The sequence below is a fragment of the Caldivirga sp. MU80 genome (assembly GCF_001663375.1).
In the GTDB taxonomy this organism is placed as follows: Archaea; Thermoproteota; Thermoprotei; order Thermoproteales; family Thermocladiaceae; genus Caldivirga.
Map to the genome: position 1 here is coordinate 50,273 of NZ_LCTF01000002.1, position 25,345 is coordinate 75,617.

A 25,345-nucleotide genomic window follows, 5' to 3' on the forward strand; every position below is an offset into this window, starting at 1 on the left:
AAGAAGATTATTTTTAATCGATGTTGCACGCTGTGGTAAAATTAGCATCAAGATATTTCTTACCTAAGTAACCACCTTTGGAATCGTAGAACTCTGCAACGAGCTTTAGCCCCCCGGGCCATGCATGTGTAGCGCATGCAAAGCATGGATCGTAAGCTCTAAATGCAATCTCAACCATATTAAGCATACCCTCTGAAATCTCGGTGCCTCTTACGAACATCTTAGCTGCTTTGTCAATATCTAAGCTTATCCTTGCGGCGTTGAACTGCGTAGCCACTAGTAAGTTAGCCTTCGTTAAAATACCCCTTTCATCACTCTCATAATGATGTATTAAGGTTCCTCTTGGTGCCTCGACTGCGCCAATGCCGATTGGCCCCGGTGTTTTAGTTGGTATGTTTAAGACCTCCTTGGATAGTATGTCTGGGTCTTCGAGTAATTCCTTTATTCTTTCCGCAGAGTAAATCATCTCTATCGCCCTAGCCCAATGCATAGCTAATGTGTAATGCACAGGTTTTTCTCCCATAAATTTAATCATCTCTTCAAACGCTTCCTGAGCCCTTGGTGTTGGCATAGAGTCTGAAACATTAAGTCTTGCCAACGGTGCTACACAAAGCACACCACTATCTATACCATCCTTAAAGCCGCGCCATCCAATAGTCTTAAAATACGGGAATTTAACGTACGTCCATGGTTCTACGTGTTCGGCAATATAGTTCAGGTAATCATGCGCATCAAACTTCGCAACTTCACGTCCCTTAGGATCTACAATCCTTATCTTTCCATCATAAAAGTTCAGTCTATTCTTATCATCAACTATACCCATGTAGTAAGTCTCTTCCCTATAGATATCACTCTTTAGATATTTTGCTACTTCATTATTTGTTTCTATAATTTTCTTAAATACATTCTCTGTCGTAACGGCTAACCAAAGTGCCTGATCAATAATTTCCTTAAGTTCCTTAACTACATCCTCGCTCAACGGTTTAGAAATACCACCGGGCCTACCGAAAGTTGGATGAACGACCTTACCCATTATTTCTTCATTGATTAATCGTAATTTCCTTCTTACGGAAATAATCTTAAGCCCTAAATCGCCAACCTTCTTTAATACACCTAGTATATTTCTTTCTTCCTTAGGTGCCGTGGGTCCTACAATAAAGTCTGGCCCGGCTAATACGTAGAAGTGTAATGCGTGATCCTCAAGCATGAATATGTTATATACTAACTCACGTATTTTCTTAGCCGCAGGCGGTGGTTCGGCATGGAATAAATCATCGAGTGCTTTTGTTGATGCCATGTGATGAGCTGTTGGGCATACACCGCATATCCTAGGCGTTATAATATTCGCATCCTCTGCCATTCTACCTTCAAGGAATTTCTCGAAACCTCTCAGTTCAGGTATTTGGAGATATGCCTTAATGACATTCTTGTTTTCGTCAAGCACGACTATGATCTTACCATGGCCCTCGAGTCTTGTTATTGGATCAATAATTATCTTTTCGAACCTTGCTGGCTTCATTTGTGTTCACCCCTTTTCAGATTAACTTTTAGTCTTGATGCTGGTAGCGTAAATTTATGGACAAGGCCTGCGGGATCCGGTATACCGTTATCTAAGGCTTTCTTTATCTCGTTTTCATCATTTAAATCTAAAATGCTTGCTATAAATGAGATTGCCTTAGCCCCATAATCAATGTGCTTATCTAACGGTCCATAACAACCTATACAGGGTGATCCAACCCTTGGACACTTGGCATTACAGCCACCTCTAGTAACTGGGCCTAGGCAGGGTATTCCCTGCACTAATAAGCACTTGCTTGGATCTATCTTCGTATTGTAAATTCTTCTGATCTCTTTTATAAGGACTTTATCAGGTTTTGTCTTATTTAGAGGGCATTCCTCACATAAAGCCCTCGTCGAAGCGCCAATCACTGACTTCCTTGGGGGTAGATTCCCGCTTAGTAGCGTCTCTAACGCCTTTAAAAATGTCTCTGGGGTTGGTGGGCATCCAGGTATATAATAATCAACATCGATGACGGCATCGAGAGGTAAAAGCATTGGCAACACCTCGGTTAATTCTATCTCCATACCCTCATTAGTTACGCTTTTAGGCCTTGGCATAACTCCTTTTTCCTGGAGTGTAGGCACTTCTGAGTAAACTCTAGAAAGTACTTCATTAATGTCGTAAAGGTTCGCAAGTCCTGGTATTCCTCCCCAGGAGGCACAGCTACCATAAGCAATAACGATCTTTGATTTCCTTCTGAGAAGCTTCACCATCTCCACGTGCTCCTTCAATCTCACACCACCATTTATAACAGCCACATCGATTGATTCGTCAGGTAGTTTCTCAACATCTTCTTTCTTAAAGTCCATGGCTACGGGCCAAAAAACTATTTCCAGGTTACTAATAATGTCTATCTTATCGCTAATAGCGTCGACTTGTGACTCCTCGCAACCACCGCAGCTTGCGAGCCAGTACAGAGCTACACGTACCTTCGGGCTCATTTAACCACCTCTTCCATAATCTTACGTACATAATCAAGACGTGGCTTTAAAGGACCGAGTTTTCTTAGTTTCTCGACTGTGTCGGTTGTGATTTCAACGAATTTCCTAGCCTCCGAGGCAGATATCCACTCTAGTCTAAGTCTCTCTGGTTCTATTCCTAGCTGCTCTAATAACTTCCTTAATAATAACATCCTTCTTAATGCTTTGTAATTACCTTCCATGTAATGGCAATCACCAGGGTGGCAACCCGACACTATGACACCATCAGCACCCTGCGCAAAGGCCTCCATTATGAACTGCGGATCGACTCTGCCCGAGCACATAACCCTAACTATCCTGATGTTATGTGGTGTCTTCATTCTACTGGTGCCGGCTAGGTCCGCGGCAGCGTAGCTGCACCAATTACATGTAAACATCAGTACCTTAGGTTCGTATTCGCTACTCATACTACCACCCCAGCAAAAGCCCTTACCTGTGCTAGAATTTGTTTATCCTTAAAACCGTTATGTTCCATGGCGCCTGATGGGCATGCGGCAGCGCATGTACCACATCCCATGCATAATAATGGATTAACTGTGGCAACTCTTCTTTCACCTACATACTTAACAGAAATTGCGTTGAACGGGCACATACCAACGCATATTAAACAGCCGCTACATAGTTCTTCGTCCACCTTCGCTACGAGGGGCTCCCTGAGTATATATTTCTTATTTAATAATAGTGCCAGTGCTTTGGATGCCGCGGCTGCACCGTGGATCACGCTTTCCATTACCCCCTTAGGACCTGCGGCTGCGCCAGCCAGGAATATGCCTTCAGTGGGGGTCTCGGCGGGTCTTAGTTTTAGGTGGGCTTCCCTAATGAAGCCATCGGCTGTACGGCTTAATTTAAAGATGCGAACTATCTCACCTGCGTTACTCGGGGTCATGCCAACGAATAAAACAACTAGGTCTGCGGGTATTACTATGTTTTTATTTATCGTGGCTTCTCTAACATACACCATTATCTTATCGCCCATAACCTCGACTTTGGGTGGTTCTTCGAACTTAACAAATACGACCCCATTCTCCAGGGCTTTCCAATATAACTCCTCCTCAAAACCATAGGTTCTAATATCCCTATAGAGAATGTATATATGAGAATCTGGGTTTTTGCTGAGTATTTTTAATGTGTCGTAAGTTATAGTTGAGCAGCATCTTCTGCTGCATGCATTTGTAGTTTTATTACCAATCAACGAGCCAACGCATGATATGAAGACTATGGTCTTAGGAACTTTACCGTCAATAATAAATCTTCCTCCAGTAGGTCCCTCCTCATCTAATAATCTCTCAAGCTGTAATGATGTTATGACCCTCCTGGTTAAGCCGTAACCAAATTCCCCCTTATCTGGTTCATAAGGTTCATGCCCTACTGCAATTATTATAGCCCCTACATTTAAATCGATGTATCGCTCCTTTACCGATAAATCTATAGCCTTTACCGGACATGCATCAATGCACTTTCCGCACTTGGTGCATGCATTTTCATCAATCACATACTTAGGTGGGTATGCCTCCTTGAACGGCAGGTAGATAGCCTTTCTCATGGTTAGTTTACCTTCATATTCATTAGGTACTTCGATGGGACATGCCTTTTCGCAATAGCCACATAATGTACAGAGGTCACTTATGTAAGTAGGTCTTTGGCGTATCCTTACCTTAAAGTTACCGACCCCTCCTTCAACCGAAATGACTTCGGCATTTGTTAATACTTTAACGTTAGGCATCTCGACTAACTCATCAATCATGGGTTTCACAAATTCCCTACCCCTAATTCCAATGGGGGCTATATTGACTAATCGAGTTACGAAGCCGCCTAATACGGGTCTTTTATCAATAATGTATACGGTAAGCCCAGCCCGTGCTAGCGTTAACGCGGCACTTAAGCCAGCAACACCACTACCTACTACGAGCACGCTATTAACTACCTCAGCCTTTACCTCCTCTAGGGGCTCTAGCTCTTTAACCTTAGCGATAGCCATCCTGACTAAGTCCTTCGCCTTTTCAGTGGCTAACCTCCTATCCGTGTGCGTCCATGAACAGTGTTCCCTTATGTTAACCATTTCAAATAAATATGGGTTAAGACCCGCCTCCTTAACGGCGTTTTTAAACGTGACCTCATGCAACGCCGGCGAGCATGCTGCAACAACTACCCCATTAAGCTTAAGGTTTTTGATGTCGTCCTTAATCATGTTTTGGCCGGTCTCCGAGCACATGAATGTGTAGTGCCGGGCAACAACCACGCCGGGGATTGATGATGCGTACCTAGCAACCTCCTCCACATCAACTATACCTGCAATATTAGTTCCACAGTGACAGATATACACCCCAATTCTTACATCTTTATCTCTCATGACCTCATCACCTCAAATGGAGTTTTTCTCCTGAGAACATGCTCAGTAACTCTTGCAGCAGCTGCACTACCCTGAAGTACAGCGTCAGGTATGTCTGTGGGATTTAAAGTAGCACCGATTACGAATATACCATCTACGTACGTGGATATGGGATCTCCAGGTCTTGTAATGACCCTCCCATTGCGAACAACACCTAGTCTATTCAGGAAACTTGGTATGTTAGGAACAATACCTAATGCAAGTACCACCATGTCAGTCTCCATGGTCTCTATGGTACCGCGCATAACATCCTCATACTTAACAATGAGCTTCTTTTTGCTTGGATCCTCGGTAATACCAGCAGTCCTTCCCTTTATAAAGCGTATTCCATATTCATTCTCGGCTCTGTTGTAGAAGTCCTGGAATCCCTTTCCATAAGCCCTTATGTCCATGTATAATATGGTAACGTCGACCTTAGGCTCATGCTCCTTAGCTAGGATTGCTTGTTTGATCGATGCCATGCAGCAATACGCCGAACAATAGGGATTTATCTTGTAATGCCTCGAACCAACACACTGTATAAACACTATCCTCTCAGGATGCGATCCATCCTTTTTGATTAATGCACCACCAGTTGGTCCTCTAGCATCAAGTATTCTTTCAAACTCAATATTCGTGTAAACCTCTGGGTATTTACCATACCCATAAATCGACAATTCAGGAAGTCTAGGGTCTATGAACTTATAACCTGTGGCAACTATTACGGCGTCTACAGTGAGGTTAAGTATTCTTTCAGTATCATTAAAGTTTATGGCATTGGCGGGACATACCTTCTCGCATATCCCGCATCCCCTCTTATAACGTAAGCGCAAGCATATGTTTGGGTCTATCACAGCTTTTTTCGGCACGGCCTGCGGGAATGGGATATATACAGCTGTTCTCGTACTAAGGCCCTCATTAAACTCATCAGGTGCGCCAAGCTTACCACGAGCAGTGCACTTCTCAACACACGTCCCACAACCGGTGCATTTATTTGTGTCTACATACCTTGGGCGTTGCTTTATGGTAAGCTTGAACTTATTTCCATTCTTAATAACATCTACAACCTCCGCAAGGGTTAACAATTCTATATTATCCTTCCTTAACACTTCAGCCATCTTTGGGGTTAATATACATGATGCACAATCAAGCGTTGGAAATGTCTTGTCCAGTTGGGCCATTCTACCCCCAATACTTGGGCTTCGTTCTATTAAGTATACCTTAAATTCGGTATCGGCTAAATCCAATGCTGCTTGAATACCAGCTATACCCCCTCCAACTACCGCCACCTCACCAAGCTTTGCCCCCTCCATAACGCTCACCTCTTAAGTAAATAATTTTGTATGATGTAGGTTTTCAATGCATGCATAGTCTCAGCCGGATTCGCACCCTTAGGGCAGTATTCTGAGCACTCACCGCAATGTAGACATAACAAAATCTCCTTCGAGTTTACTAAATCCTCTTCAAGACCCAGCATTATGTACCTAATGATTTTTCGTGAAAAAGGCACAATACCTAACACCTCAGCGATGGGGCAAGCGACCGTACATGTTCCGCAATTAAAGCATTTTATAAAATCGTCAGCACCAAGCTTCTTCATAAAATCCCTTATCTTGGTATATATCTCTGGTCTTACCTCTATATGTTTACTCATATAACGAACACTCGTCGTGTATTATTTACCTCTAGTCATATAAGCTTTGTTTCCCATGCCATGAAATAATATTTACATGAAATAAAATTTATATATTTTAATTTTAATTATCAAGAATCGAGAAACAATGGGGAATGTCTCAATAACGCCCGTGGGGGATCTTTTGGTCCTAATGTCTAAGTTTTTGGATAAAACGAATAATCCACTCGGTCTTACTAAAGAATGCTATGAATGGGAGGATGAGCATATATTTCCGCGAAGAGGTCCGAGCATTTTGTACACATCATGTTTTTACCAGATGATGCCTTATATGAAAGCGTTTGCTAAGGCTCTTAAGTTACTTGAAGGAATAGAGGGTATTCCTGTCCCAATTAAATTTATTCTTTATTTAAGTAGTAAAATAAATTTACACGATTTTATACCATTTTTCTTCTTAACTAAGGAAGAATTAGGTAGGTTGAAAAACACTGTACCGAAGATATTAAAGAATATAGCGATGATTATTAAGCAGTATGACCCTCAGGTTGCCTATCTCTATGAGGATGAACCATACAGTGGTGCAATTCTTTATGACTTAGGATTTGAGGAAGCATTTAAGGAATACGCCAGAAAGGTTGCGAATTACTTTAAGTCGTTAGGTATTAAGAGAATTTATACAATAGATCCCCATACTTACCATGCCCTTAAGTATCTATACCCAAAGTACGTGGATAATTTTGATTTTGAGGTTTTGCATTACCTCGAGATCCTTTCCGAAAAACCAGACCTCATTAAAACAAGAGACTCTGAGTTGGAATATGTAATCCACGACTCATGTATTTTGGCTAGATACGCTAACATGTCTGAGACAATAAGGAAAGCGTTGGATACTATGAAAGTGCGGTATAAAGAACCTATTAAGGCTGGACGAAGAACCAGGTGTTGTGGTGGCCCTATTGAGTCTATAAGTCCAAGTGCCACTAATATTCTTTCTGAAAGTAGGATGAAAATGCTGACTGAGGTTTCAAGGAACGTGTTGGTAATGTGTCCAATATGTTATATAAATCTAATGAGTCATGAAAATAAGTTTGGTGCACGAGTTTTCGACATAGCTGAATTACTTTAATCTTATAAGGATCTATAAAACCGTAAACGGCGAATTTATATGGTTAGGCTGGTATATAGTAGCATGGAAATAGAGCGTAGAGATCTAGCTGGAATTTTTATTAAGTATGATAATAAGAAGATTTGTATAGATATACTAACCGATATAAATTGTGATTATTTACTTTATACCCATAATCATAGTAATCATGCGCCAAGCGTGGAACTACTCCATGATAGGCATGTAATTTCGCCCTTTTATGGAATTAAAGTACATCCCGGCGATACCATAAAGCTTAGTTCAAATATTGTAATTGAAATTGTCAACGCTTACAATATTACTAAGATAGTAAATGGTTCGATACCTCACCCTAAGGGTTTTGGTGTTGGTTACGTAATTAACATTGACGGGAAGGTTCTTTACCACATGGGTGATACGGACCTAATAGAGGAGGTGGCTGTGCTTAGGAATAGAAAGATAAATATTCTCTTTGCACCAATAGGCGGTAATACAGTAATGACGCCTGAGGAGGCTGCCGATGCCGTGATGCTCCTTAGACCCACCATCTCAATACCGATACACTTCACGGATAGGGGGTTTTTCGTGAAGTTCAGGGATATAGTGCAACCATACACACAGGTAATATTGCTGTAATGCCACCGTAATTAAACATTTATAATCCAGGGATAACTTAATAATCCGTGGGTAGAGCTAGGAGGGTATCACTGGCTTTAGATGAGGAGTTATTAAGGACAGTCGACGGCTTAATGGTTAAGCAAGGCGAGATCAATAGGTCTAGGTTCATAAACTCATTACTTGCCAACGCCCTGGCAGGCATTATAGAGGAGACAACCGGGGGTTACGTACTCTCGCTTGTGGTGTTGATGTACGACCATGAGCTTGGTGATGTGGAGAAGAACGTGACGGATCTACAGCACGAGTTCAAGGATTTAATTAGGGTCACAACGCACGTCCACGTTGGTGACAGGGATTGCGTAGAGGTCATACATGCCATGGGCGAGTACGGTAAGGTTCAGGAGCTCGTGAGTAGGCTCTCGGCAATTAAGAAGGGCATTAAGTTCATGAGGGTAATTAATATACCTCTCAAGACCCAATAAGTCCCTTAATAACTGGGTCCTCAACAATACCCCAGAGATGCTGCTTAAGCCTCATCCTTAACTCATCAACTGGTATGTCTGGCAACTCCCTCGTTATCACAACCCTGCCTGGATCAGCTATGGGACCCACCTCAGCCCTAATGACCCTCCTAACCGTCGTCTCATCAACATCACCCTCAATTAGGACAAACGGCACCTCGAACTTCTGCTCATCCAATGAGCCTGCAACCACGACCTTCCGCACGCCTGGGACCTTCCTAAGCGCGGACTCCAAATCACCTGGGCTAATCCTATAACCATTTATCTTCATTACAGCGTCAGACCTACCCACTGCGTAGATGTTCATGTCGTAATCCATGAGTGCGTAATCACCAACGTAGTAAACCCCATTAACCCACCTCCTAACGAATTCGATTGGGTACTCAATGGGCATTGCAGGCCATGGAGACCTAGTCACTAAGTACCCAACCGTACTCCTTACGCTGTTACCTAGCCCATCAACTACATCAAAATCAAAGCCAGGTATTGGCGGCCCCACCGAACCCGGAACTAGTGGGACGAAGGTGTAATTAGGTAGGCTACCTGTTACGAATGTGCCAAACTCGGATTGTATGAACATGTGTATTATCGGAACCCTACCACTTAACTTACTCGGTATAGAGTCTATCGTGGGTACAGTACCCGTGCCCACGTACTCATAAGCCCAACGCCAAACACTAACCTCGAGAGGCTCAGCCGTGGTTAACACAAGCCTCAGCATGTCAAGGTTATGTGCCCTCAATAACCCAGCGTCCTGCCTAGAGAGTATCCTTAAGGCACCACCTGTCGTTAAGAACACGGTTACGGCATACCTCTCAAGTATCGACCACCACCTATCCCAATGTGGGTAGTCAGGCCCACCCTCGTAAATCACCACGGTTGATCCAACCATGAACGGACCAAATAGAACGTAGGTTATACCCGTTATCCAACCTGGCATTACTGTGCATAGGTAGGTGTCACGTGGCCTAAGCCCCATCCACCTCGTCGTTGAGTACGTCTGCGTTAAGTAGCCACCAACTCCGTGAGTCAACGGCCTACTGCCGTTATCATACCCAGCGTGAATGCCGAATAATGGATCGTTAGCATCATGAACGTAGGCCTCGCCAGGATCCATCGTCGGAACCTCGTCTAGGTAATAATCACGTCCTTTAACAAGCCTCACATCAATATTAAGCCTCGGTATTACAACAACCTTTACGTCCAAAGCTAAATCACTCAACGCCTTATCAACGGTGTCCTTAACCATAATTGGCTTACCCTTCCTTGGAAACGCATCGACAGTAATCAATACCCTGGGCCTCCTATTCATTAATCGCCCCCTAAGCTCATAGGCGCCGAACCCCGTGAAGACAAATTCAAAGGGCGCGCCAAGTCTCACGGAGGCTAGGGCCGCGGCTATTACCTCGGGAATTGGCGGTGCGTAGAGCATGACCCAATCATGATCTTTTACCCCTAATCCGCGCAATACCTTCGACATCGAGATGACTAGGTCGTGAAGCTCGCCGTAGGTTAACACCCTGGCGATCTCCTCCTCACCCTCCCAAATAATTGCAACCTTGTCCCAAACCCACGTATTCCTATGTTTCTCAATGATGTTCCTATACGCACTTAATTTACCACCGACGAACCACCTCGACTCAGGCCCCTGACCAACAAGTACCTTGTCCCAGGGTCTCTCCCAAATTAATTGCTTAGCCTCCCTGGCCCAAAAGCCCGCTAAATCCCTAATACTGTCGCTGTGTATTCTCTTATACTCAGGAAAGCCTATGGCCTTGTACTTCATGGTCGGCGGCACAATCCTACCACCATTAAGTAACTTCTCGAGTACTTTCTTCATCACCGTTGAAACGGCACTAGGGTTTAATGAGTATTTTTCACGGAAATGAGTACACTACTTAAATAAGGCTTCCCTGCTTAGTGGCTGTGCATGAGTGGTCGCTTGCGGCAGCCATAGTAGAGAGCGTGGATAGGTGGGCCAGGGATAATAATGTTGATTCAGTAATTAAGGTCGTGGTTGAGATCCCGACCATAGCAATGATAGATCTCGAAGTACTTAGAGATGCCTTCAACATGCTCAAGCAGGAATCGAGACTTGTAAATGCCGAGCTGGAGGTTAGGCAGGTAAGTCCTAGGTTTAGGTGCAGAGCCTGCGGTTACGTGTTCTCCGAGAACGATGTAAATAAACAACTAAAGGAATTAATGGGTGAGTACGGTGAGGAGTACCCGCTGCACTTAATGCCCGACCTAGCACCAACACTCCTTAAATGCCCCAGGTGCGGGTCTCACGATATTGAAATGCTGGAGTCCCAGATAAGGGTTGTTGAGGTGGTTACGAAATGAGGGTAGAATCAATAAGTACGGAGCCTTTAAGGGAGTTAGCGAGGAAGAGGTTGAGCGGTAAGGTTGTTGTGGCCGTAATGAGCGGTAAGGGCGGCGTAGGCAAATCAACCATAGCCTCGTTAATAGCAATATTGACGGCGCGGTACGGCGAAACCACGCTCGTTGATTTAGACGTACATGGCACGTCCATACCCAGGGCCATGGGCGTTCAGGATAGGATGCATGAGGTTAGTAAGGAGGGGATTGAACCAATAAAGGTCCTCGACAACCTAGGTGTCATAAGCATAAGGGGTATAGTAGGGTCTAAGTACGTAGTACTGCCTGGGGAGCGCGAGGGCAATGTTATGGAGGCTTTACTGGCATTCGCAAACTATGGCGATTCAAGGTTCGTGATAATCGATATGCCGCCCGGGATGAGCGATGAGTTGCTGGTCCTAGGCAGGGTGACCAGATTCACGCCTATTATAGTCACGACACCATCAAAGCAATCACTATACGTTGTTGAGGACTTAATAAGGTACTTAATCGATGCCAAGCAACAACCCAGGTACCTCATAGTAAACATGTCCTACATACAACACGGCGCAAGTATCATAAGACCCTTCGGGGATGTAGGTATGGCTTACGAACTAGGTAAGAAATACGGTTTAAGCATCATAGAGCTACCCATAGACCCATCGCTAGAGAACTACATAGGCTCAATAATTAATTACAGGGGAGAGCTATTGAGTAAGCTGGAGCAGATTGTGAGAGCAATCATTGAGAAATGACGCCTTTAATTACTCAATCATCGCTATGTAGGGTTTACCTAAGTAACTATGGGTGATTAAAGACACGTAATTACCGAGCTTAAGGTGTGAAATTGCACGGTCCACATCCGTAAACAATATTGACGCTATAGCATGTATACCAATCCCCTTCAACGCCTTAGGCAGTACGCTCACGCTAGGCCCAGCAACGATGTTGAGGCCCCTGGACATTCGTAATAATGCATCTAACGTGAAATTGAGCAGCGCCATGCCGGTGATCACATTAACCCTGCACTTAGGCACGAGTAGGAACTCCTCAACCTCTGAATAAGCATCGCCCCTCATTAATTGGGACTTCTCAAAAACGTAGCACTCAATACCGCGTTTACGTAACTCACGCACCAATGGGTCGAGCCTACCAATAATACAGACGGGCCCCTCCGTTATTAAATTCAGAATCCCCTTGTCGAAATTTAGCTCCTTATCGAAGCCCCTATAAATCATTAAGTATTGAGAAATTGCGTTGACGGTGGCTAACCCGAGGACCCTATTAAGCGTATTTAAATCAATAACCATGTCAACAAGTCTATCGATGCTTGGTGCCTTGACGATCCCAACCCCATGCACTTCCTCATGGGGTATGTGCGCCATACCCAACGCCTTCCTGCCAAACCGATCCTTAACGACTACGTAAGCCGCCCTGAGGCACACGCAATAATCATCTATAGAAAGTTCTTCGCCATAAATCTCACCAACCACGCGCTCGGCTATGGTTTGAATAATGGGCTTAAGCATCACGTGCGCAATCCCTATTTAACCCCAATAAATCACTTACATACTCGTCATTGTACGCCTCAGTTACGCTCATGGTCTCGGTTATGCCATTCCGCAAAACAACCACGGACTTTGCAATCGAGAGTAGGCACGGATCATGGGTGGCGATTATCAGTGTTTTCGAATTACTTAATAATTGTTTTATTATTGATATTATCCTCCTCGCATGCCTCCTTGAGAGGAATGCCGTCGGTTCGTCCAGCAGGACGACCTCTGGGTCATGCACCAGGGCTGAGGCTATTGTAACGAGCTTCTTCTCACCATAACTTAACCTGAGGGGGTTTCTATCCAGTAGGTGCTTTATCCCCAGCAATTCCGAGACCTCAGTGATTCGCCTCCTTATGTAATCCTCGCTAAACCCCATCTGTCTTATTGTGTATGCTAACTCATCATAAACGGTGAAGTTGAATAATTGGTCGTCCGGGTCTTGAAATACGACACCCATTATACCCCTAACATGCCTTATTTCTTTAAATATATCCATACCATTAAAAAGGACCTTGCCCCTCTCGGGCCTTAGTAACCCCGCCATTATCATTAAAAGCGTTGTTTTACCACTGCCATTCTCGCCAACAATGACCGTGAGACCGTTGGTAATTTTGAGGTTAACGCCCCTAAGTACGTAATCGCTAAGTCCTGGGTACCTGAACCAGACGTCCACGAGTTCCAGGGCCACGCTTCTCATCGATCCTACAGCATCGGTGTTGGTCCCCATGGGATCACCATCAACGTTACATAGATTATGAATGGTGTGAGGATTACCATTAGTATTAGGTAATCACGCTTGCTTAGTGTAAATGCATAGGTAGTACTATAGCGTGCACCAGGACTCCTCGCCTCAATAGCCATGCCCAGTCTCTGTGATCTTTCAATTGAGCGCAATATTAAGTCACTAACTACGGTAGAGAGGATGCGCCAAGTCTCACTGCGGCTACTCTTAATGAGCCTAACCTCCCTAGCGGCGAGCATCTTCACGGTCTCCCTGGCCATTATGGGTATGTAAAGCAGAAAGAACATCAACGACCTAGTTAAGAAACTGGGCATTCTTAAAATAATGAGCGCCCTCACAATATTCATCCACCCCAGATACGACACAGTACCTACAAGCACGAGCGTCGATACGGAGACCCTGAGAATAAACGCCACTATTTGGTAAATAACCAAGTACTTAATGCCAGGCAGGCCCAGCTTATATAAATCATTAACAATGGCAGGTAGAGCCACGATTAACGTGAAGGATGTGGCTACTGTGAAGGGCTTGATTAACCTTAATAACTCAACACCAAGGGCTAGTAAAAAGGATATTGATGATATGGCCGTTAATAATAAAAGCAATAAGTTATTCGTTGACGAAGCCGCCACAGTTAATGCTAACCCTGCAACGAGCGTCAGGGCTGGGTTCGTACGTACATCACTGCCGAGCATTAGGTCCTCGTAGATCCTCGATAGTTCATCGATGAATAATTGAAGAAGAGAGCTTCGATAATTTTTAAACAAGAGCTTCACCTCCCTTACTTTCTACCTCCTGCTACGTTTATTATGCACCCAGTTAATTAAGTAACCAATGCCCAGTATTATTAAGAAGCCCATGACCCCGGCAATGGCGTACCCAACCATGTCGGGTAAGCCGGGTACTGTGTAGTCTATGAATGGGGTCCAATTAATTTGATACCTTATGTCCTTAAGGTGTAAGAGGTCACCAGCAACATCCAGGGGCTCATGATACCCAACCAGGTTTGCCAAGTAAACGCCAAACAATGGGGACAGCGCTATCAACACTATTATAGGGATTAACTGCTTTTTACTAATCATGACGCCCTCACCCCAACCTTCACCACCTGCGTCAGCTCAGGGTGCTTGGTGAGTAGGTATTGGGCTACAAAGGCCGTTATCGCCCCCTCAACAATACCCAGTAATGCATGCCACGAAGCCATGACAGGTAGGCTTATGTATATACCGTATGGAAACCACGGGCTAAGACCTATTTCAGTACCCGCCGCGGCACCCGCAATGGTTATACCAGCCCAACCACCGAGAAAGGCCCCTAGGAAAATACCCCTGCTACCTCCTACATACCTCGTCACTAACCTATAGATTAGATAGCCAACCCAGACGTCTATTATGCCCATGTTCAAAACATTAGCGCCTAACGTCGTTATACCACCATCATGAAACACCAGGGCTTGAACCAACAGCACTAGGAACATTACGTAGGACGCTAAGTAGGGCCCTAAAACAATAGCCGACAACGCACCACCAACGAAATGCAGACTTGTACCCCCTGGAATGGGCCAATTGAGCATTTGGGCAACGAATATGCCGGCAGCGAAAACCGTCATTAACGGTATTACCCTGGAAACATCGTAGTTTGCCCTGACACGCCTATAGGCGTAGATTAAGTAAGCTATAGTTACCGCGTAAGTACCCGCGCACCAAATGGGGTCGAGGTATCCATCTGGGATATGCATCGTTGCTACGCTGGTTCTGTATTTATAAACTTTATTATCATTATTGTAATAATTTACTATGTAAATATTATTACATAATTATTTTCAATTTGTTGAGAAATGTATTTATGTATAGGATTGAAAATAATGCATGTGTCGTCTATAATAGATTTGATTCGATTAACTAAGGATTTGTTGAAGGGCGATGTATCGATTAAGATTGACTCGGGAGAAATAGCATTTAGGGGTGCTAGGTTTGTACTTATTGATGCGGAGTTGGTTAGGGAGTTATGGGGCATTTACTATAACTACTTCGGCTCAGCAACTGCCGTGCTCTTCGAAAGCCTTGACGAGGCCACGGGTAGGGTATTAAGGAGGAGGATTGGTCTTGAGAGATTCAGTAATGTTAAGGATGTGCTTGAGTATTTAAAGGATGCGGTGAGGCTTGGCGGTTACGGCGTAATGAAGTACAGGGTTAAGGACCAGGCGGTGGAGATCGTTGTGGAGAACCTGCCAATAGATCTTAGCTTCAGTGATGAGTTTAGGAATGCGATATTCGCATTCACGAAAACCATGATCGCTTCACTACTCAATGCTGAGGTGAAGAAACTCTCGGCCGAGGGCAACAATAAATTAATTATAGAAGCAATAATGAAGTAATTTCAAATTAAACGGTTATGGGTCACGAAGGTCTTGCATATTTATAAATCCTCAACCTATATATTGTGTATGAGATTGCCCATGTCGCTGTAAATATGAATACGATTATGACCCCTATAAATGACCATAGGGTCTCACCATTTACCGCGGCTATCCAATCCCAGAATGGCCCAGCTAGGTTGAACTCCGATTGTACCAATCCTAGTAATTCAAGGGTTCCCACTACCCAAGCCACCATTATCGATATCAGGGTCATTGTTAGGTTGTACCAAAGCTTCCTGAGGGCGTCCCTAAACGCCCAGTTGTAGGCGTAGTTCATGAAGAAGCCGTCCGTGGTGTCCGTGAGTACCATCCCGACGGTGAAGAGCATGGGAAACACCAGTAGGTACCAGAGTGGGATGTTTACGAAGACCCCCGCCACCGCTGCGGATATCGCCAATGTGGCAACCTCGGTCGCGGTGTCGAAACCAAGGCCGAACAGGAAGCCTATTGGGTACATGTAGTAATCCCTGTCGACTATTTTAAACAAACCCCTGAAGAACTTATTCATGAACCCCCTCCTCATCAACGCATCCTCAAGCCTAGTCTCATCAAGCCTTCCCCTCCTGAATTCCCTATATATGTCGTAAATCTCCAGCAGCACTAGGAAGTTTAGGAACCCTATTATGTATAGGAAACCACCACTGACTAGCGTACCGATTATTGAACCGTAGTTCTCAAATAAGGCTAGGTTCTTCACTATGTACCTAGTGGCAACCATCAATGCTATAGCCATCAATACAACCACCGTGGAGTGCCCGAGACTGAAGAAGGTCCCCGTGAACAGAGACCTCTTCCTCTCCTGAACCAATTTCCTAGTTGAATTGTCTATGGCCGCTAGGTGGTCTGCGTCGAGGCCATGCCTGAGCCCGAATAGGTAGGCTAGAATGCCAAGTATGGCTAATGTGACGGCACCATGGATATGGGCCACATTGGCTAGGGCCGAAAGGGCCTTACCAGTTAGGGCAATGTTGTGCGTTAACTGAATAAGGTCATAGAACCAAAGCCAGGCAAGCCCCGTAGCGATTAGTATTGCAGCGTATGTTGAGCCCATTATAACCCAAGCCTTCCTTGATACTTCATCCCTCATTGCATGCCATGTCACTCTACTTCTTAAAGAAATTATTCTCACATTTGTGATAAGTAATTACGTAATACTTATTACGAATAAATGTAATACATAACTGAGTAATGGTTAAATGGCCATGCGCCACGTAATTTCACGGAATGCGTTATTTCTAAAATTCACTGCATTTCTATGGCAACTACCGTTGCCTCACCGTCTCATGGCGTAATGCAGCCGCGTTCCTTTTACCTCCCGTACGCATTAGGGCTGATATCAATGTTGTCACTATCCTGGCACCACTGGCGCTGAGTAGGTGTCCTAAGGCTATTGCTCTGCCGAATATGTTCATTGTTCTCGTAAGGTATTCCCCAACTCCTTGCGATGGGCAAGCATACTAACTACAGCAAAGGCTTTGTCTACCTCAAAACATCAGCATCACTTATTGACTAACTAAGAGTAGCTAAAACACAGAGACAGATCCTAACCTCCTATTCCTTTGGCAAATGTGCGTAACATTTAGGCTCATTTATAAAGGGGCTGTCTTGGTTATTGGGTTCAATATGTATGGTTTTAAAACATTAGCCTGTAACTCTGGGTAGTGAAATGTTGTGAATAGTACTCTGAATAGTACTCTGGGAGGAACTCTATTTAATCTAGAAACCTTGACCATCAACTCACCCGCAGGTGATATCAACTTAACAATATCACCATCCTTAATACCTCCCTCGCCATATCCTCACTATTCATCTCAATAACAGGTCCTCTCCAGGTGACGATTCTAAACCTAGCCTTACCCCTACTTTCCTGGTTAGTTGAACCCTCCTCTCCGTGTTTGTAAATGTTTCATAATTCTCCAGGGCAGATGATGCTGCAGGTAACACGACATCTGCGTACTCGGCTGTTTCCGTAAGGAATATGAGCTGTGTGGCTAATGACCAGGCAGATGGCTCGTGGCACAGCGTAGCTGATTAGTCAATATTATCCGAACCAATTGCACACTTCATAAGTTTCTGGAATGCATAAAGACTCTCGTTTGTGCTTCTATACACTTATTATTCCACCTACTGCTGCAGGACCGTATTTACTAACTATCTATTTTCTTAATTCGGGAGACTATGATATTAAAGGCTTCATCCCAGCTAACCTCCATAAAATACCTCATGAATACCCTTACCACCTAATGGACCCTTAGGAACACTCAACAGCCGCAGGTAATACCTATCTTACTATCAGTTTTTGCATAGGTATGCATTCTAACATCAGATCTTAAGTTCTCAAATGCGTAGGTAATCATAATTGCTAAGATCTAAGGCTCTATTACTTAAAAGCTACGGCGTAAATCACATAAGAACTCAATCCCGCGGCACATCGATTGGAGCCACGTACCTCTTAAGCAACACCAGGGCTATTAGGACTGGTGGAATTAGGACAAGGAATGTTGATCTGATACCTATCAGGTCGGCTATGTATCCTGTAATTGTGGGTATGATAATCCCTATTACCATCATCATGGAGAAAAATAGGCTATTGGCTGCATTTCTTTGCTCGGGCTTAAAGGCCCTTGATATCGAGACCACGGATAATGGGTAGGTGGTGCCGTGGGGTATTCCAAGTGCGAGTAATGCAATGGCGTATATCAATGGGTTATTTATTAGGGCTATTGCCAATACACCCATGGTTGTTATAGCCACTGCGGATGCCATGTAGGGCCATAGCCTCCTGGCAGGCCTTATTGATAGATATAATCTACCTAGGAATGAGGTTACGAAAAACACCGAGAATAATATCTCAATCTCTGAGTAATCAAGGCCGAAGGATTCCCTGGCATAGACACCTCCAAACGTCATTAAGAATGAGAAGACCACATTATAAGTTAATATGTTGAGTACGGCCGCTATGAAGCCTGGATTATTAACAACCTGCCTAAACCCAGTACTTTCACGCCTAACCTCCTCCTCAGGAAACCTTAGCATGAATGCCGTTACCACGCCTATTATTGGAAATGCTGTGAAAAATATGAAGGACTCCCTAAGGCTACAGTACTTAAGTATTAAGGACTCTATTGCAGGGCCTATAATCAATGCCGTACTCAGGGATAGGGTGTATATGTTAAGCAGTCTCTCCCGATCAACTCTGTTGGGTAATAGGCTTGCTGAGGTTATTACATTGGGCATGAGGAAACCAAGCACAAAACCAGCCATAGCAGATAGGGCCCATATGGATACGGCACTTGAGAGGGCAAAGAGGGGGAATACTATGGCGTAGATTATGGACGAAACTATGAAAACAAACCTTCTCGTGCCAGTATGTAACTTTGAATTTATGATACCACTACTCACGAATGTCATCAACGATACTAAGGCGGAGATAAGCCCAACCAAGGTATTACTGAAACCAAAATCATACCTCGCCAAGAGCGGTATAGTGGTTATCAACATATTATTAGAGGCTCTTATTGCTATGGTCAGTGGAAGTATTGTAGATACAGCCTGAAGAAGACCTGCATAATACTGACCCTTCGTCATTCGCGGTCTACACCATACTTATCGGCAATACTTAATTAACCTATCTGCATCACGATTGATTGGTTAAATATCCTGTAATCAACCTTAGTCTTGCTATGAAAAATCATTTATTGGGGTTAACGCATCAAGTTGGTGAGTCAATGTATGGCAGTGTTTCCTTCAGCATCTGTATGGCATCATCTCCGGCATCTTTTAACACTATACCATTACTAAACTTATAGACTAAGACCTTAACACCGAACTGCTATTGAAGAAACGCCCTTACTAAATTCGCTTCATAGATATCATCTTTGCTGAACATAATGGAAAATACACATCCTATACGCAACACCAAGACTTCAGTACCTCATAACCACCAGCTCTCCTCACATCATACAGTAACTTATCAGGCACCATAACACCAACCTTTGTTACATTCATAATCACACCATCCTTAAGCATTGCCGGGAACCAACCTTAACCGTACCAATGGCTACGCCATCAAACGGGTACGGTCTAGACTAGGTGAAGCCCCTCTCCCTCAGCCTATCCTTGAGCTCTAGCATGCCATAGAAGAAGTCTCTAAGTTTCTCCAGGTACTCAAAGGATTGGTTCACCACATCGATATAGTGTTGGCAAGGAGTTACTTATTTTTGTTAAACGTTTAATAACTATTGCTTGATGAATTCTTTCAATTTGTTGATTAACTTGAGCACGTAATCCCTATGGAGTTCAAAGGTCTCCTTGCTCATGAAGTTGTTGTAGAAATTAGCATGTAGTCTTTCGGCCATGCCGAAGTAAAGTACCAATTCCTTATCACTAGTCTCTTCGTATAGGTTCTGCACTATTACGTCATAGTCCCTATGGCTATAGTGCTCCCAACCCCTAACCTCGGCTATTGCATTGAGCAGTGAGGCGACTGAGCCCCAAAGCTTCTCGCTGGCCTGAATCAAATCACCCCTCGCATACTCCTCCTCAGCCCCCCTCAGGAGTGCCTCATGAAGTTTCAGGTATACACTTACCCTCTCCTTTGGGTCAAGCCTCTGCACTATTAAGTCTGCTAGGAAGAGCTCTGGGCTCATACCCCTCTTCCTACTCTCCTCACTTATCAACCTCAGTAATTCCTGCACACCAATACTTAACCTTTAAGTTTATAAGCCTTGAAATAATAATGTAGCTATCAAAATAATTTACCACATATAATTATAATGTGAAGAGCACTGCAATGACTTAGGGCCTTACCAGAGCCCTAATACTCATTACATTATCCCCTGTTTTCTCTCCTATGCCATACACCAATTATTTAATCCTCTAGCATACTAATCCCCTCGTAACGTAGTTGATGCCTGAGGTTAAGGCTGAGCACCGTGGCGTAGTCTCTGAAGGGTAATAATTACATGAATGTTAGTAAGATTTATATCCCACGTACAGCGTATAGGGTTAGGTACTACATGGCTACTCAGGGGAATGAGACAACTCATGGTGGGAGGGGTAGGATAGGCCACATATATAGGTTGAGGAGGGGTAGGATAGGCCACATATATCCCCTGAGGTGGAGATATGGCCGTGAGGGTGAGGCTAAGGCTTAGGTCTAAGACCTCGCAAGAGACCATTGAGACCTCCGCCCTGGTCAACAGTGGCTTTGAGGCCGAGAGTCCACAACTCCTCATACCCACATCGCTGGCTCGGCGGCTCTCGCTCTACCCTCCACCACCTACATCAAGCGTAATTGAAGTTGGGACTGCGGGTGGCCCGGTGAGGGTGTTCCTTGTCAGGGAGGCTTTACAGGCCTGGGTTGTTACCGGCGATAGGGAGGTGGGCCCTAAGCTCGTTGATGTAATGATATCACCAACGGAGGAGGAGGTTTTGATAAGCGACGTGCTGGCTGAGGAGTTCGGCATAGTTATATTGGCTGCTGGTTCAGGGAAGTGGAGGTTCACCGATGACCCTCCGGATAAGGTAAGATACAGCGAGAGACCCCAATACTGGTGAGTTAATAGTGCGTTTAATCGGAAAAGGTGCTGGGGTTAGATTAAAGATTTAATTAAAGATTTAATCGATTTAATCTTAGTGCCTTTTCTGCTATTTCAACCACGTTATTCAGGGATCTTAGGAATTACCTTGATCCTAGAGGCTGCAAGCCTTGCCCTTTCCCTAGCCTCCTCAACAGTATTCCCGACGGCTAAAACCACGCCCATTCTCCTACCCCTATACGTGCTTGGTTTACCGAAAAGCCTAACCTGAACGCCTGGTATTGCCAAGGCTTCCTCAATGCCTATGAACCTCGGTGCGTAGCCCTCGTTATCGGCAATTATTACATGTGATGCTGCTGGGGTTACGAGCTTAACTTCGGGTATTTGAAGCCCCAGCGCTGCCCTGACATGTATTTGGAATTCATTTATGTCCGTGCTCACCAGCGTCACGAGCCCGGTATCGTGTGGTCTAGGCGCAACTTCGCTGAATAGTAGCCTACCATCCCTCGTTAGTATCAGTTCCACGCCGTAGATCCCGAGTCCACCCAACTCATCTACAACCTTAGTCGCTATTTCCCTAGCTGTCCTTAACACCGTTTCCTCGGCGGTTGGTGGGTGCCAGGACTCCACGTAATGGAAGACCCCCCTGGGCCTTTGATGTTCAATGGGTATCAGAGTCCTTATCTCAGCCTTGTCCCAAACCCTGTGCCTATACGTCAATACCGTGAACTCCCTATCTATCTCCACGAACTCCTCTACCAGTAACTGTTTACTTACTCCTCTGGCGTGTTGAATGGCTTGCTTAAACCCCTTCTCGACCTCATCCCTATTTCTGATAACCACGTGCCCATGTCCACTTGAACTCATCTCAGGCTTTACTAGGCATGGGTAACCCAAATCCCTACAGGCGCTTTCCACGTCGCTAGGTGACTCAGCTATATGGTACCTAGTCGTCGGTAACCCCAGCTTCTCAGCGGCCAGAATCCTCAATTCCACCCTATTCATGCATACCTTAACTGCCCTGGCGTTAGGCACCACCCTGAACCCCTCCTCCTCAAGTTTCATGAGAGCGTCGGTGTTTATGGCCTCTATCTCGGCTATAATGGCGTCCGGGGCCTCCCTCCTCACCACCGCCCTAACGGCGTCCCCATCCATCATGTTGACCACATACCTCCTGTGGGCTATGTGCATCGCGGGCGCCATATCGTACCTATCCACAGCTACAACCTCAACGCCAAGTCTCTGGGCCTCTATGGCCATCTCCTTACCCAACTCACCACTACCCAGCAGGAGAACCTTCCTAGCCCCCTCCATTAGCGGTGTGCCGAACTCCATCACCACCCCCTCGATAAGCTCTCCTTAAGACTCAACCATAGCTTCAAACCACCCTTACCATGCCCCCTAGGCACCAGTGCATCCTCAGAGGCCCTCTCAGGGTGTGGCATTAAACCAACCACATTACCGTCACCACTAGCTACGCCGGCGATACTGTTGATAGACCCGTTTGGGTTCTCGCCGTGGTAGGTGAATACAGCGTTGACGCTAATGGGATCGTCGATGTAGTACCTTCCCTCACCGTGGGCTATGGGCATTGAAGCCACCTCGCCGTCGTTATACATGGCGGTGAAGGGTGTCTTGGTATTGAGTACCTTAACCCTAACCCACCTCGCCATGAACCTGGGTGGGTCGTTGGGTAACAGTGCACCTGGCAATAGCCCTGACTCGACGAGTATCTGAAAGCCATTGCATATGCCTAGGATGGGCTTTCCATCACTGGCCATTTCCCTAATCTCCTTTAGAGCTGGGCTTCTTGAGGCTATGGCCCCTGCCCTGAGCCAATCACCATAGCTAAAGCCGCCTGGTATTACAACCGCATCGTAACCCTCGCCTTCGAATTTCTCATGCCACACTACGTCAGCCCTAAGGCCCACTACCCTATTGAGCACATGAGCAACATCTAAGTCCCCGTTAGTCCCCGGGAACCTAATCACCGCTACCCTCATCCTCAACACCCAACATCAGTAATTCGTGGACCGTTGGGTTGTAGATCCTAAGCCTATAGCATAGGTCAGCCACTGCCTTAACCGCCCCCTCGGCGTTTGGTGCTGAGATTACGAAGCCCAGGTACTTGCCACTACGTACCTTTAATACGCCACTGAGGCCTGATGCCGTAACCACATCCTTAAGTATTGTCTCACCCTCAGGGTCCCTTGAACCCTTGAGGGTTATGGCTACGTGAACTAGGTACCTTCCACCCTTAACCCCATTCATGGGCATTGTTTAGGTGAATAATTAAAAATTTTATAAATGTTACGCCTAATATTTATGATATATTTAAATAAACAATTAAATGTAGAGTAGTCATGAGTAGTCGTAGACTATGGGCCCCCTACCAGGCACCCAATCCACCCTAACCTTACCAAGTCCATGCAGCCGTCTCCATGTGTAAACCTGCCTAATGGTCTCAGCCTCGGCAATCCTCCTACTCACAAGCTCAGGGCTCCCAATGTCTAGCCTATGGAACAGTTGCCAATCAGGCGATGAAACCTGGGACACGCACCTTTCAACAGTGCTATACGCATCCTGGTACGTGTTGCCCAGGGCCATTACCTCCACAGCTCTTGAACCTAAAGTCCTGTAGGCACCATTAATCCTCTCGATGGAGCCGTAGAATAGGGAACAGCCTAGTTTGGCTATTGCACTCTCATTTATGGTTATTGTCCTGTTAATCGCCATATCCCTATTGTGTGGGTAACCCACGGGCGCCACAGCCTTAGTTATAGCCACAGTGTTATCCCTGAAGCTATACTTAACGCTGGATAACCTACCCTCAACCGCAGCCTCAATCAACTCCAGGAGGTCGGCCTCAAGGAGAGCTAGGGCATTTGTAACCTCCGGGTCACCGAACCTACTGTAGTACTCAATCAGTGTTGGTCCGTAAGTCGTAAGCATGAATTGACCTGAGAGGACGCCTACATACCTATCACCAACCTCCCTTTGCAACGCCTCTATCGTCCGCTTGACAATATCGACACTCTCCCAATACTCATCATCTAGTAGGAATGGCAACCTAGGTCCTGGCCCCACAATACTTCCCATACCACCGCACTCTGGTCCTACATCGTAATCAAAGGCGTGTGGGTGATCCTGGATTGGCGGTAGCGCGATAATGCTGTAGCCATCGGTTATGACCTGTACTGTATACTCAACCCCCGTCACTGCTTCCTCGATTATTATCAAATCCTCAATATCGCTGTATTTGGAGACGGACCTCGCGGCGTCGATGACTTGCGATGCCTTGGCCATACCCATTGCATCTCTGAGGTAGGCTAGGTTTTCCCAGAAGACCCGGACACCCTTACCACCAGCTTGTCTAGCTGGCTTTATGGCTACAGAACCAGCGTTTTTAATGTACTCCACCGCATCTCCTGCATCCTTAAATGCCCTGAAGGCTAGTCTACCTGGTATTTTATGCTTCCACATCAACTCCCTAGCAAATGCCTTGTTCTGCTCAATCACTGCTAACCTACGGGGTACCCCGAAGGTTGGTACACCCATTTCAATGGCCTTATCAGCGGCGCCGGCGAATTGAGACTCCTCTGGCCCAATCACCACAATGTCTGGGTTAACCTCATTGATAGCCTTAGCAACGCCCTTGGCATCCAGGCTACTAATGATGACGCGGCCACCCGTTTGCCTTACAATAGACTCAATACCAGGGTTCCTATGGGTCATTAATGCATGTATTCTCGGTTCGTGAACGCTATCAGCCAGTTTAACGGCTATGGCGTGTTCACGGGCCCCATCTCCGACTATCAACACCTCATCTTTTAACATAATTAATTAAATAATTTAGCATTTATAAGCTTAACTCGTACGAAACCATTAGATTAAATGATAAAATTTATAAACGCGCTAGGGGAGTA

At 45.2% G+C, this 25,345-nt stretch carries 29 protein-coding genes and 2 pseudogenes; 8 read left to right on the plus strand and 23 right to left on the minus strand.

All coding sequences use genetic code 11. The features are described from left to right. Nucleotides 1–13 precede the first annotated feature (13 nt). From AAX04_RS00835 to AAX04_RS00860, 6 genes are read right to left on the minus strand one after another with little or no spacing between them, the layout of a single operon-like run. Nucleotides 14–1,519, minus strand: coding sequence for a Ni/Fe hydrogenase subunit alpha (locus AAX04_RS00835; protein ID WP_066792814.1), 1,506 nt, complete (start codon nucleotides 1,517–1,519; stop codon nucleotides 14–16). Further along, nucleotides 1,516–2,502, minus strand: a complete 987-nt coding sequence (locus AAX04_RS00840; RefSeq protein ID WP_066792817.1) for an oxidoreductase — start codon at nucleotides 2,500–2,502, stop codon at nucleotides 1,516–1,518. Before AAX04_RS00840 ends, AAX04_RS00835 begins: the two co-directional genes overlap by 4 nt. Then, nucleotides 2,499–2,948 (minus strand): hydrogenase iron-sulfur subunit, encoded by a 450-nt coding sequence (locus AAX04_RS00845; protein WP_066792823.1) that lies wholly within the window; start codon nucleotides 2,946–2,948, stop codon nucleotides 2,499–2,501. The genes AAX04_RS00840 and AAX04_RS00845 overlap by 4 nt, the downstream gene beginning before the upstream one ends. After that, entirely contained in the window at nucleotides 2,945–4,891 is a 1,947-nt protein-coding gene (locus AAX04_RS00850) for a CoB--CoM heterodisulfide reductase iron-sulfur subunit A family protein (protein WP_066792825.1), read from the minus strand. The genes AAX04_RS00845 and AAX04_RS00850 overlap by 4 nt, the downstream gene beginning before the upstream one ends. Further along, entirely contained in the window at nucleotides 4,888–6,222 is a 1,335-nt protein-coding gene (locus AAX04_RS00855; RefSeq protein WP_156519623.1) for a CoB--CoM heterodisulfide reductase iron-sulfur subunit A family protein, read from the minus strand. Before AAX04_RS00855 ends, AAX04_RS00850 begins: the two co-directional genes overlap by 4 nt. 5 nt (nucleotides 6,223–6,227) lie before the next feature. Further along, on the minus strand, nucleotides 6,228–6,563 hold the full coding sequence (locus AAX04_RS00860; protein WP_066792831.1) for a 4Fe-4S dicluster domain-containing protein: 336 nt from the start codon (nucleotides 6,561–6,563) through the stop codon (nucleotides 6,228–6,230). Nucleotides 6,564–6,690: 127 nt separating this feature from the next. Here AAX04_RS00860 and AAX04_RS00865 point away from each other — a divergent pair, with 127 nt between their 5' ends. Genes AAX04_RS00865 through AAX04_RS00875 form a run of 3 tightly spaced genes read left to right on the plus strand, consistent with a single transcriptional unit; the run spans nucleotide 6,691 to nucleotide 8,765 of the window. Continuing rightward, nucleotides 6,691–7,668: a (Fe-S)-binding protein gene (locus AAX04_RS00865; protein WP_066792832.1), complete on the plus strand. Its 978-nt coding sequence runs from the start codon at nucleotides 6,691–6,693 to the stop codon at nucleotides 7,666–7,668. A gap of 39 nt (nucleotides 7,669–7,707) precedes the next feature. Continuing rightward, the gene (locus AAX04_RS00870) at nucleotides 7,708–8,301 is read left to right on the plus strand and encodes an MBL fold metallo-hydrolase (RefSeq protein ID WP_066792833.1); all 594 of its coding nucleotides are present in this window, start codon (nucleotides 7,708–7,710) and stop codon (nucleotides 8,299–8,301) included. Between the two features lie 47 nt (nucleotides 8,302–8,348). After that, nucleotides 8,349–8,765, plus strand: coding sequence for a CopG family ribbon-helix-helix protein (locus tag AAX04_RS00875; RefSeq protein WP_084761115.1), 417 nt, complete (start codon nucleotides 8,349–8,351; stop codon nucleotides 8,763–8,765). On the opposite strand, the gene AAX04_RS00880 is transcribed toward AAX04_RS00875, so the two are convergent. Then, the gene (locus tag AAX04_RS00880; protein WP_084761116.1) at nucleotides 8,752–10,644 is read right to left on the minus strand and encodes an AMP-binding protein; all 1,893 of its coding nucleotides are present in this window, start codon (nucleotides 10,642–10,644) and stop codon (nucleotides 8,752–8,754) included. The genes AAX04_RS00875 and AAX04_RS00880 overlap by 14 nt on opposite strands. An 86-nt stretch (nucleotides 10,645–10,730) precedes the next feature. Between AAX04_RS00880 and AAX04_RS00885 the strand changes: the two genes are divergently transcribed. Together AAX04_RS00885 and AAX04_RS00890 are read left to right on the plus strand one after the other, a co-directional pair. Further along, nucleotides 10,731–11,147, plus strand: a complete 417-nt coding sequence (locus AAX04_RS00885) for a hydrogenase maturation nickel metallochaperone HypA (protein WP_066792839.1) — start codon at nucleotides 10,731–10,733, stop codon at nucleotides 11,145–11,147. Continuing rightward, the gene (locus AAX04_RS00890) at nucleotides 11,144–11,917 is read left to right on the plus strand and encodes a P-loop NTPase (protein WP_066792841.1); all 774 of its coding nucleotides are present in this window, start codon (nucleotides 11,144–11,146) and stop codon (nucleotides 11,915–11,917) included. The genes AAX04_RS00885 and AAX04_RS00890 overlap by 4 nt, the downstream gene beginning before the upstream one ends. Nucleotides 11,918–11,926: 9 nt before the next feature. Here AAX04_RS00890 and AAX04_RS00895 read toward each other — a convergent pair whose 3' ends face one another. Genes AAX04_RS00895 through AAX04_RS00920 form a run of 5 tightly spaced genes read right to left on the minus strand, consistent with a single transcriptional unit; the run spans nucleotide 11,927 to nucleotide 15,198 of the window. Next, a complete protein-coding gene (locus tag AAX04_RS00895; RefSeq protein WP_066792928.1) occupies nucleotides 11,927–12,691 on the minus strand; it encodes a Rossmann-like domain-containing protein in 765 nt (254 codons plus the stop codon). Beyond that, nucleotides 12,684–13,445, minus strand: coding sequence for an energy-coupling factor ABC transporter ATP-binding protein (locus AAX04_RS00900; protein WP_066792843.1), 762 nt, complete (start codon nucleotides 13,443–13,445; stop codon nucleotides 12,684–12,686). Before AAX04_RS00900 ends, AAX04_RS00895 begins: the two co-directional genes overlap by 8 nt. Then, a complete protein-coding gene (locus AAX04_RS11575; protein WP_156519624.1) occupies nucleotides 13,421–14,227 on the minus strand; it encodes an energy-coupling factor transporter transmembrane protein EcfT in 807 nt (268 codons plus the stop codon). The genes AAX04_RS00900 and AAX04_RS11575 overlap by 25 nt, the downstream gene beginning before the upstream one ends. Nucleotides 14,228–14,248: 21 nt before the next feature. Continuing rightward, nucleotides 14,249–14,542 (minus strand): PDGLE domain-containing protein, encoded by a 294-nt coding sequence (locus AAX04_RS00915; protein ID WP_066792849.1) that lies wholly within the window; start codon nucleotides 14,540–14,542, stop codon nucleotides 14,249–14,251. Next, a complete protein-coding gene (locus AAX04_RS00920; protein WP_066792850.1) occupies nucleotides 14,539–15,198 on the minus strand; it encodes an energy-coupling factor ABC transporter permease in 660 nt (219 codons plus the stop codon). The genes AAX04_RS00915 and AAX04_RS00920 overlap by 4 nt, the downstream gene beginning before the upstream one ends. A 132-nt stretch (nucleotides 15,199–15,330) precedes the next feature. Here AAX04_RS00920 and AAX04_RS00925 point away from each other — a divergent pair, with 132 nt between their 5' ends. After that, nucleotides 15,331–15,837, plus strand: a complete 507-nt coding sequence (locus AAX04_RS00925; protein WP_156519625.1) for a hypothetical protein — start codon at nucleotides 15,331–15,333, stop codon at nucleotides 15,835–15,837. Between the two features lie 22 nt (nucleotides 15,838–15,859). On the opposite strand, the gene AAX04_RS00930 is transcribed toward AAX04_RS00925, so the two are convergent. The 7 genes and pseudogenes from AAX04_RS00930 to AAX04_RS00940 all read right to left on the minus strand — a co-directional run bounded on the left by AAX04_RS00930 (nucleotide 15,860) and on the right by AAX04_RS00940 (nucleotide 20,528). Next, the gene (locus AAX04_RS00930) at nucleotides 15,860–16,966 is read right to left on the minus strand and encodes a HoxN/HupN/NixA family nickel/cobalt transporter (RefSeq protein ID WP_084761118.1); all 1,107 of its coding nucleotides are present in this window, start codon (nucleotides 16,964–16,966) and stop codon (nucleotides 15,860–15,862) included. A gap of 175 nt (nucleotides 16,967–17,141) precedes the next feature. After that, nucleotides 17,142–17,291: a hypothetical protein gene (locus AAX04_RS11580; RefSeq protein WP_238377744.1), complete on the minus strand. Its 150-nt coding sequence runs from the start codon at nucleotides 17,289–17,291 to the stop codon at nucleotides 17,142–17,144. A gap of 177 nt (nucleotides 17,292–17,468) precedes the next feature. Continuing rightward, entirely contained in the window at nucleotides 17,469–17,612 is a 144-nt protein-coding gene (locus AAX04_RS11585; RefSeq protein ID WP_238377745.1) for a hypothetical protein, read from the minus strand. A gap of 142 nt (nucleotides 17,613–17,754) precedes the next feature. Then, a pseudogene (locus AAX04_RS12450) lies at nucleotides 17,755–17,874 on the minus strand (molybdopterin-dependent oxidoreductase); the annotation flags it as partial. 420 nt (nucleotides 17,875–18,294) lie between these two features. Continuing rightward, a complete protein-coding gene (locus tag AAX04_RS00935; RefSeq protein WP_066792856.1) occupies nucleotides 18,295–19,467 on the minus strand; it encodes an MFS transporter in 1,173 nt (390 codons plus the stop codon). 351 nt (nucleotides 19,468–19,818) lie between these two features. After that, nucleotides 19,819–20,012 (minus strand): annotated as a pseudogene (locus AAX04_RS11590) (pyridoxal 5'-phosphate synthase lyase subunit PdxS); the annotation flags it as partial. A 105-nt stretch (nucleotides 20,013–20,117) separates the two neighbouring features. Further along, entirely contained in the window at nucleotides 20,118–20,528 is a 411-nt protein-coding gene (locus tag AAX04_RS00940; RefSeq protein ID WP_066792931.1) for a PaREP1 family protein, read from the minus strand. Nucleotides 20,529–20,843: 315 nt separating this feature from the next. Between AAX04_RS00940 and AAX04_RS00945 the strand changes: the two genes are divergently transcribed. Next, nucleotides 20,844–21,035: a hypothetical protein gene (locus AAX04_RS00945; RefSeq protein ID WP_066792858.1), complete on the plus strand. Its 192-nt coding sequence runs from the start codon at nucleotides 20,844–20,846 to the stop codon at nucleotides 21,033–21,035. Next, nucleotides 21,007–21,438 carry a hypothetical protein gene (locus AAX04_RS00950; protein ID WP_066792860.1) on the plus strand — a complete coding sequence of 144 codons (432 nt, stop codon included), beginning with the start codon at nucleotides 21,007–21,009 and terminating at the stop codon, nucleotides 21,436–21,438. The genes AAX04_RS00945 and AAX04_RS00950 overlap by 29 nt, the downstream gene beginning before the upstream one ends. Nucleotides 21,439–21,542: 104 nt before the next feature. Here AAX04_RS00950 and purT read toward each other — a convergent pair whose 3' ends face one another. The 4 genes from purT to purD all read right to left on the minus strand — a co-directional run bounded on the left by purT (nucleotide 21,543) and on the right by purD (nucleotide 25,256). Next, complete coding sequence (gene purT, locus AAX04_RS00955) at nucleotides 21,543–22,754, minus strand: formate-dependent phosphoribosylglycinamide formyltransferase (protein ID WP_066792862.1); 1,212 nt, start codon at nucleotides 22,752–22,754, stop codon at nucleotides 21,543–21,545. Beyond that, nucleotides 22,754–23,422: a phosphoribosylformylglycinamidine synthase subunit PurQ gene (gene purQ / locus AAX04_RS00960; RefSeq protein WP_066792864.1), complete on the minus strand. Its 669-nt coding sequence runs from the start codon at nucleotides 23,420–23,422 to the stop codon at nucleotides 22,754–22,756. The genes purT and purQ overlap by 1 nt, the downstream gene beginning before the upstream one ends. Next, nucleotides 23,403–23,696, minus strand: coding sequence for a phosphoribosylformylglycinamidine synthase subunit PurS (locus AAX04_RS00965; RefSeq protein WP_238377747.1), 294 nt, complete (start codon nucleotides 23,694–23,696; stop codon nucleotides 23,403–23,405). The genes purQ and AAX04_RS00965 overlap by 20 nt, the downstream gene beginning before the upstream one ends. Nucleotides 23,697–23,780: 84 nt before the next feature. Further along, on the minus strand, nucleotides 23,781–25,256 hold the full coding sequence (gene purD / locus AAX04_RS00970) for a phosphoribosylamine--glycine ligase (RefSeq protein ID WP_066792866.1): 1,476 nt from the start codon (nucleotides 25,254–25,256) through the stop codon (nucleotides 23,781–23,783). Between the last annotated feature and the right edge of the window lie 89 nt (nucleotides 25,257–25,345).

Bases quoted from the DNA above. Each gene is read 5' to 3' on its own strand.
- AAX04_RS00835 (WP_066792814.1), bottom strand. From the start codon at position 1,519: ATGAAGCCAGCAAGGTTCGAAAAGATAATTATTGATCCAATAACAAGA.
- AAX04_RS00840 (WP_066792817.1), bottom strand. From the start codon at position 2,502: ATGAGCCCGAAGGTACGTGTAGCTCTGTACTGGCTCGCAAGCTGCGGT.
- AAX04_RS00845 (WP_066792823.1), bottom strand. From the start codon at position 2,948: ATGAGTAGCGAATACGAACCTAAGGTACTGATGTTTACATGTAATTGG.
- AAX04_RS00850 (WP_066792825.1), bottom strand. From the start codon at position 4,891: ATGAGAGATAAAGATGTAAGAATTGGGGTGTATATCTGTCACTGTGGA.
- AAX04_RS00855 (WP_156519623.1), bottom strand. From the start codon at position 6,222: ATGGAGGGGGCAAAGCTTGGTGAGGTGGCGGTAGTTGGAGGGGGTATA.
- AAX04_RS00860 (WP_066792831.1), bottom strand. From the start codon at position 6,563: ATGAGTAAACATATAGAGGTAAGACCAGAGATATATACCAAGATAAGG.
- AAX04_RS00865 (WP_066792832.1), top strand. From the start codon at position 6,691: ATGGGGAATGTCTCAATAACGCCCGTGGGGGATCTTTTGGTCCTAATG.
- AAX04_RS00870 (WP_066792833.1), top strand. From the start codon at position 7,708: ATGGTTAGGCTGGTATATAGTAGCATGGAAATAGAGCGTAGAGATCTA.
- AAX04_RS00880 (WP_084761116.1), bottom strand. From the start codon at position 10,644: ATGAAGAAAGTACTCGAGAAGTTACTTAATGGTGGTAGGATTGTGCCG.
- AAX04_RS00890 (WP_066792841.1), top strand. From the start codon at position 11,144: ATGAGGGTAGAATCAATAAGTACGGAGCCTTTAAGGGAGTTAGCGAGG.
- AAX04_RS00895 (WP_066792928.1), bottom strand. From the start codon at position 12,691: ATGCTTAAGCCCATTATTCAAACCATAGCCGAGCGCGTGGTTGGTGAG.
- AAX04_RS00900 (WP_066792843.1), bottom strand. From the start codon at position 13,445: ATGGGGACCAACACCGATGCTGTAGGATCGATGAGAAGCGTGGCCCTG.
- AAX04_RS00915 (WP_066792849.1), bottom strand. From the start codon at position 14,542: ATGATTAGTAAAAAGCAGTTAATCCCTATAATAGTGTTGATAGCGCTG.
- AAX04_RS00920 (WP_066792850.1), bottom strand. From the start codon at position 15,198: ATGCATATCCCAGATGGATACCTCGACCCCATTTGGTGCGCGGGTACT.
- AAX04_RS00930 (WP_084761118.1), bottom strand. From the start codon at position 16,966: ATGAGGGATGAAGTATCAAGGAAGGCTTGGGTTATAATGGGCTCAACA.
- AAX04_RS11580 (WP_238377744.1), bottom strand. From the start codon at position 17,291: ATGAACATATTCGGCAGAGCAATAGCCTTAGGACACCTACTCAGCGCC.
- AAX04_RS11585 (WP_238377745.1), bottom strand. From the start codon at position 17,612: ATGGTCAAGGTTTCTAGATTAAATAGAGTTCCTCCCAGAGTACTATTC.
- AAX04_RS00935 (WP_066792856.1), bottom strand. From the start codon at position 19,467: ATGACGAAGGGTCAGTATTATGCAGGTCTTCTTCAGGCTGTATCTACA.
- AAX04_RS00940 (WP_066792931.1), bottom strand. From the start codon at position 20,528: ATGAGCCCAGAGCTCTTCCTAGCAGACTTAATAGTGCAGAGGCTTGAC.
- AAX04_RS00945 (WP_066792858.1), top strand. From the start codon at position 20,844: ATGAATGTTAGTAAGATTTATATCCCACGTACAGCGTATAGGGTTAGG.
- AAX04_RS00950 (WP_066792860.1), top strand. From the start codon at position 21,007: ATGGCCGTGAGGGTGAGGCTAAGGCTTAGGTCTAAGACCTCGCAAGAG.
- purT (WP_066792862.1), bottom strand. From the start codon at position 22,754: ATGGAGTTCGGCACACCGCTAATGGAGGGGGCTAGGAAGGTTCTCCTG.
- purQ (WP_066792864.1), bottom strand. From the start codon at position 23,422: ATGAGGGTAGCGGTGATTAGGTTCCCGGGGACTAACGGGGACTTAGAT.
- AAX04_RS00965 (WP_238377747.1), bottom strand. From the start codon at position 23,696: ATGCCCATGAATGGGGTTAAGGGTGGAAGGTACCTAGTTCACGTAGCC.
- purD (WP_066792866.1), bottom strand. From the start codon at position 25,256: ATGTTAAAAGATGAGGTGTTGATAGTCGGAGATGGGGCCCGTGAACAC.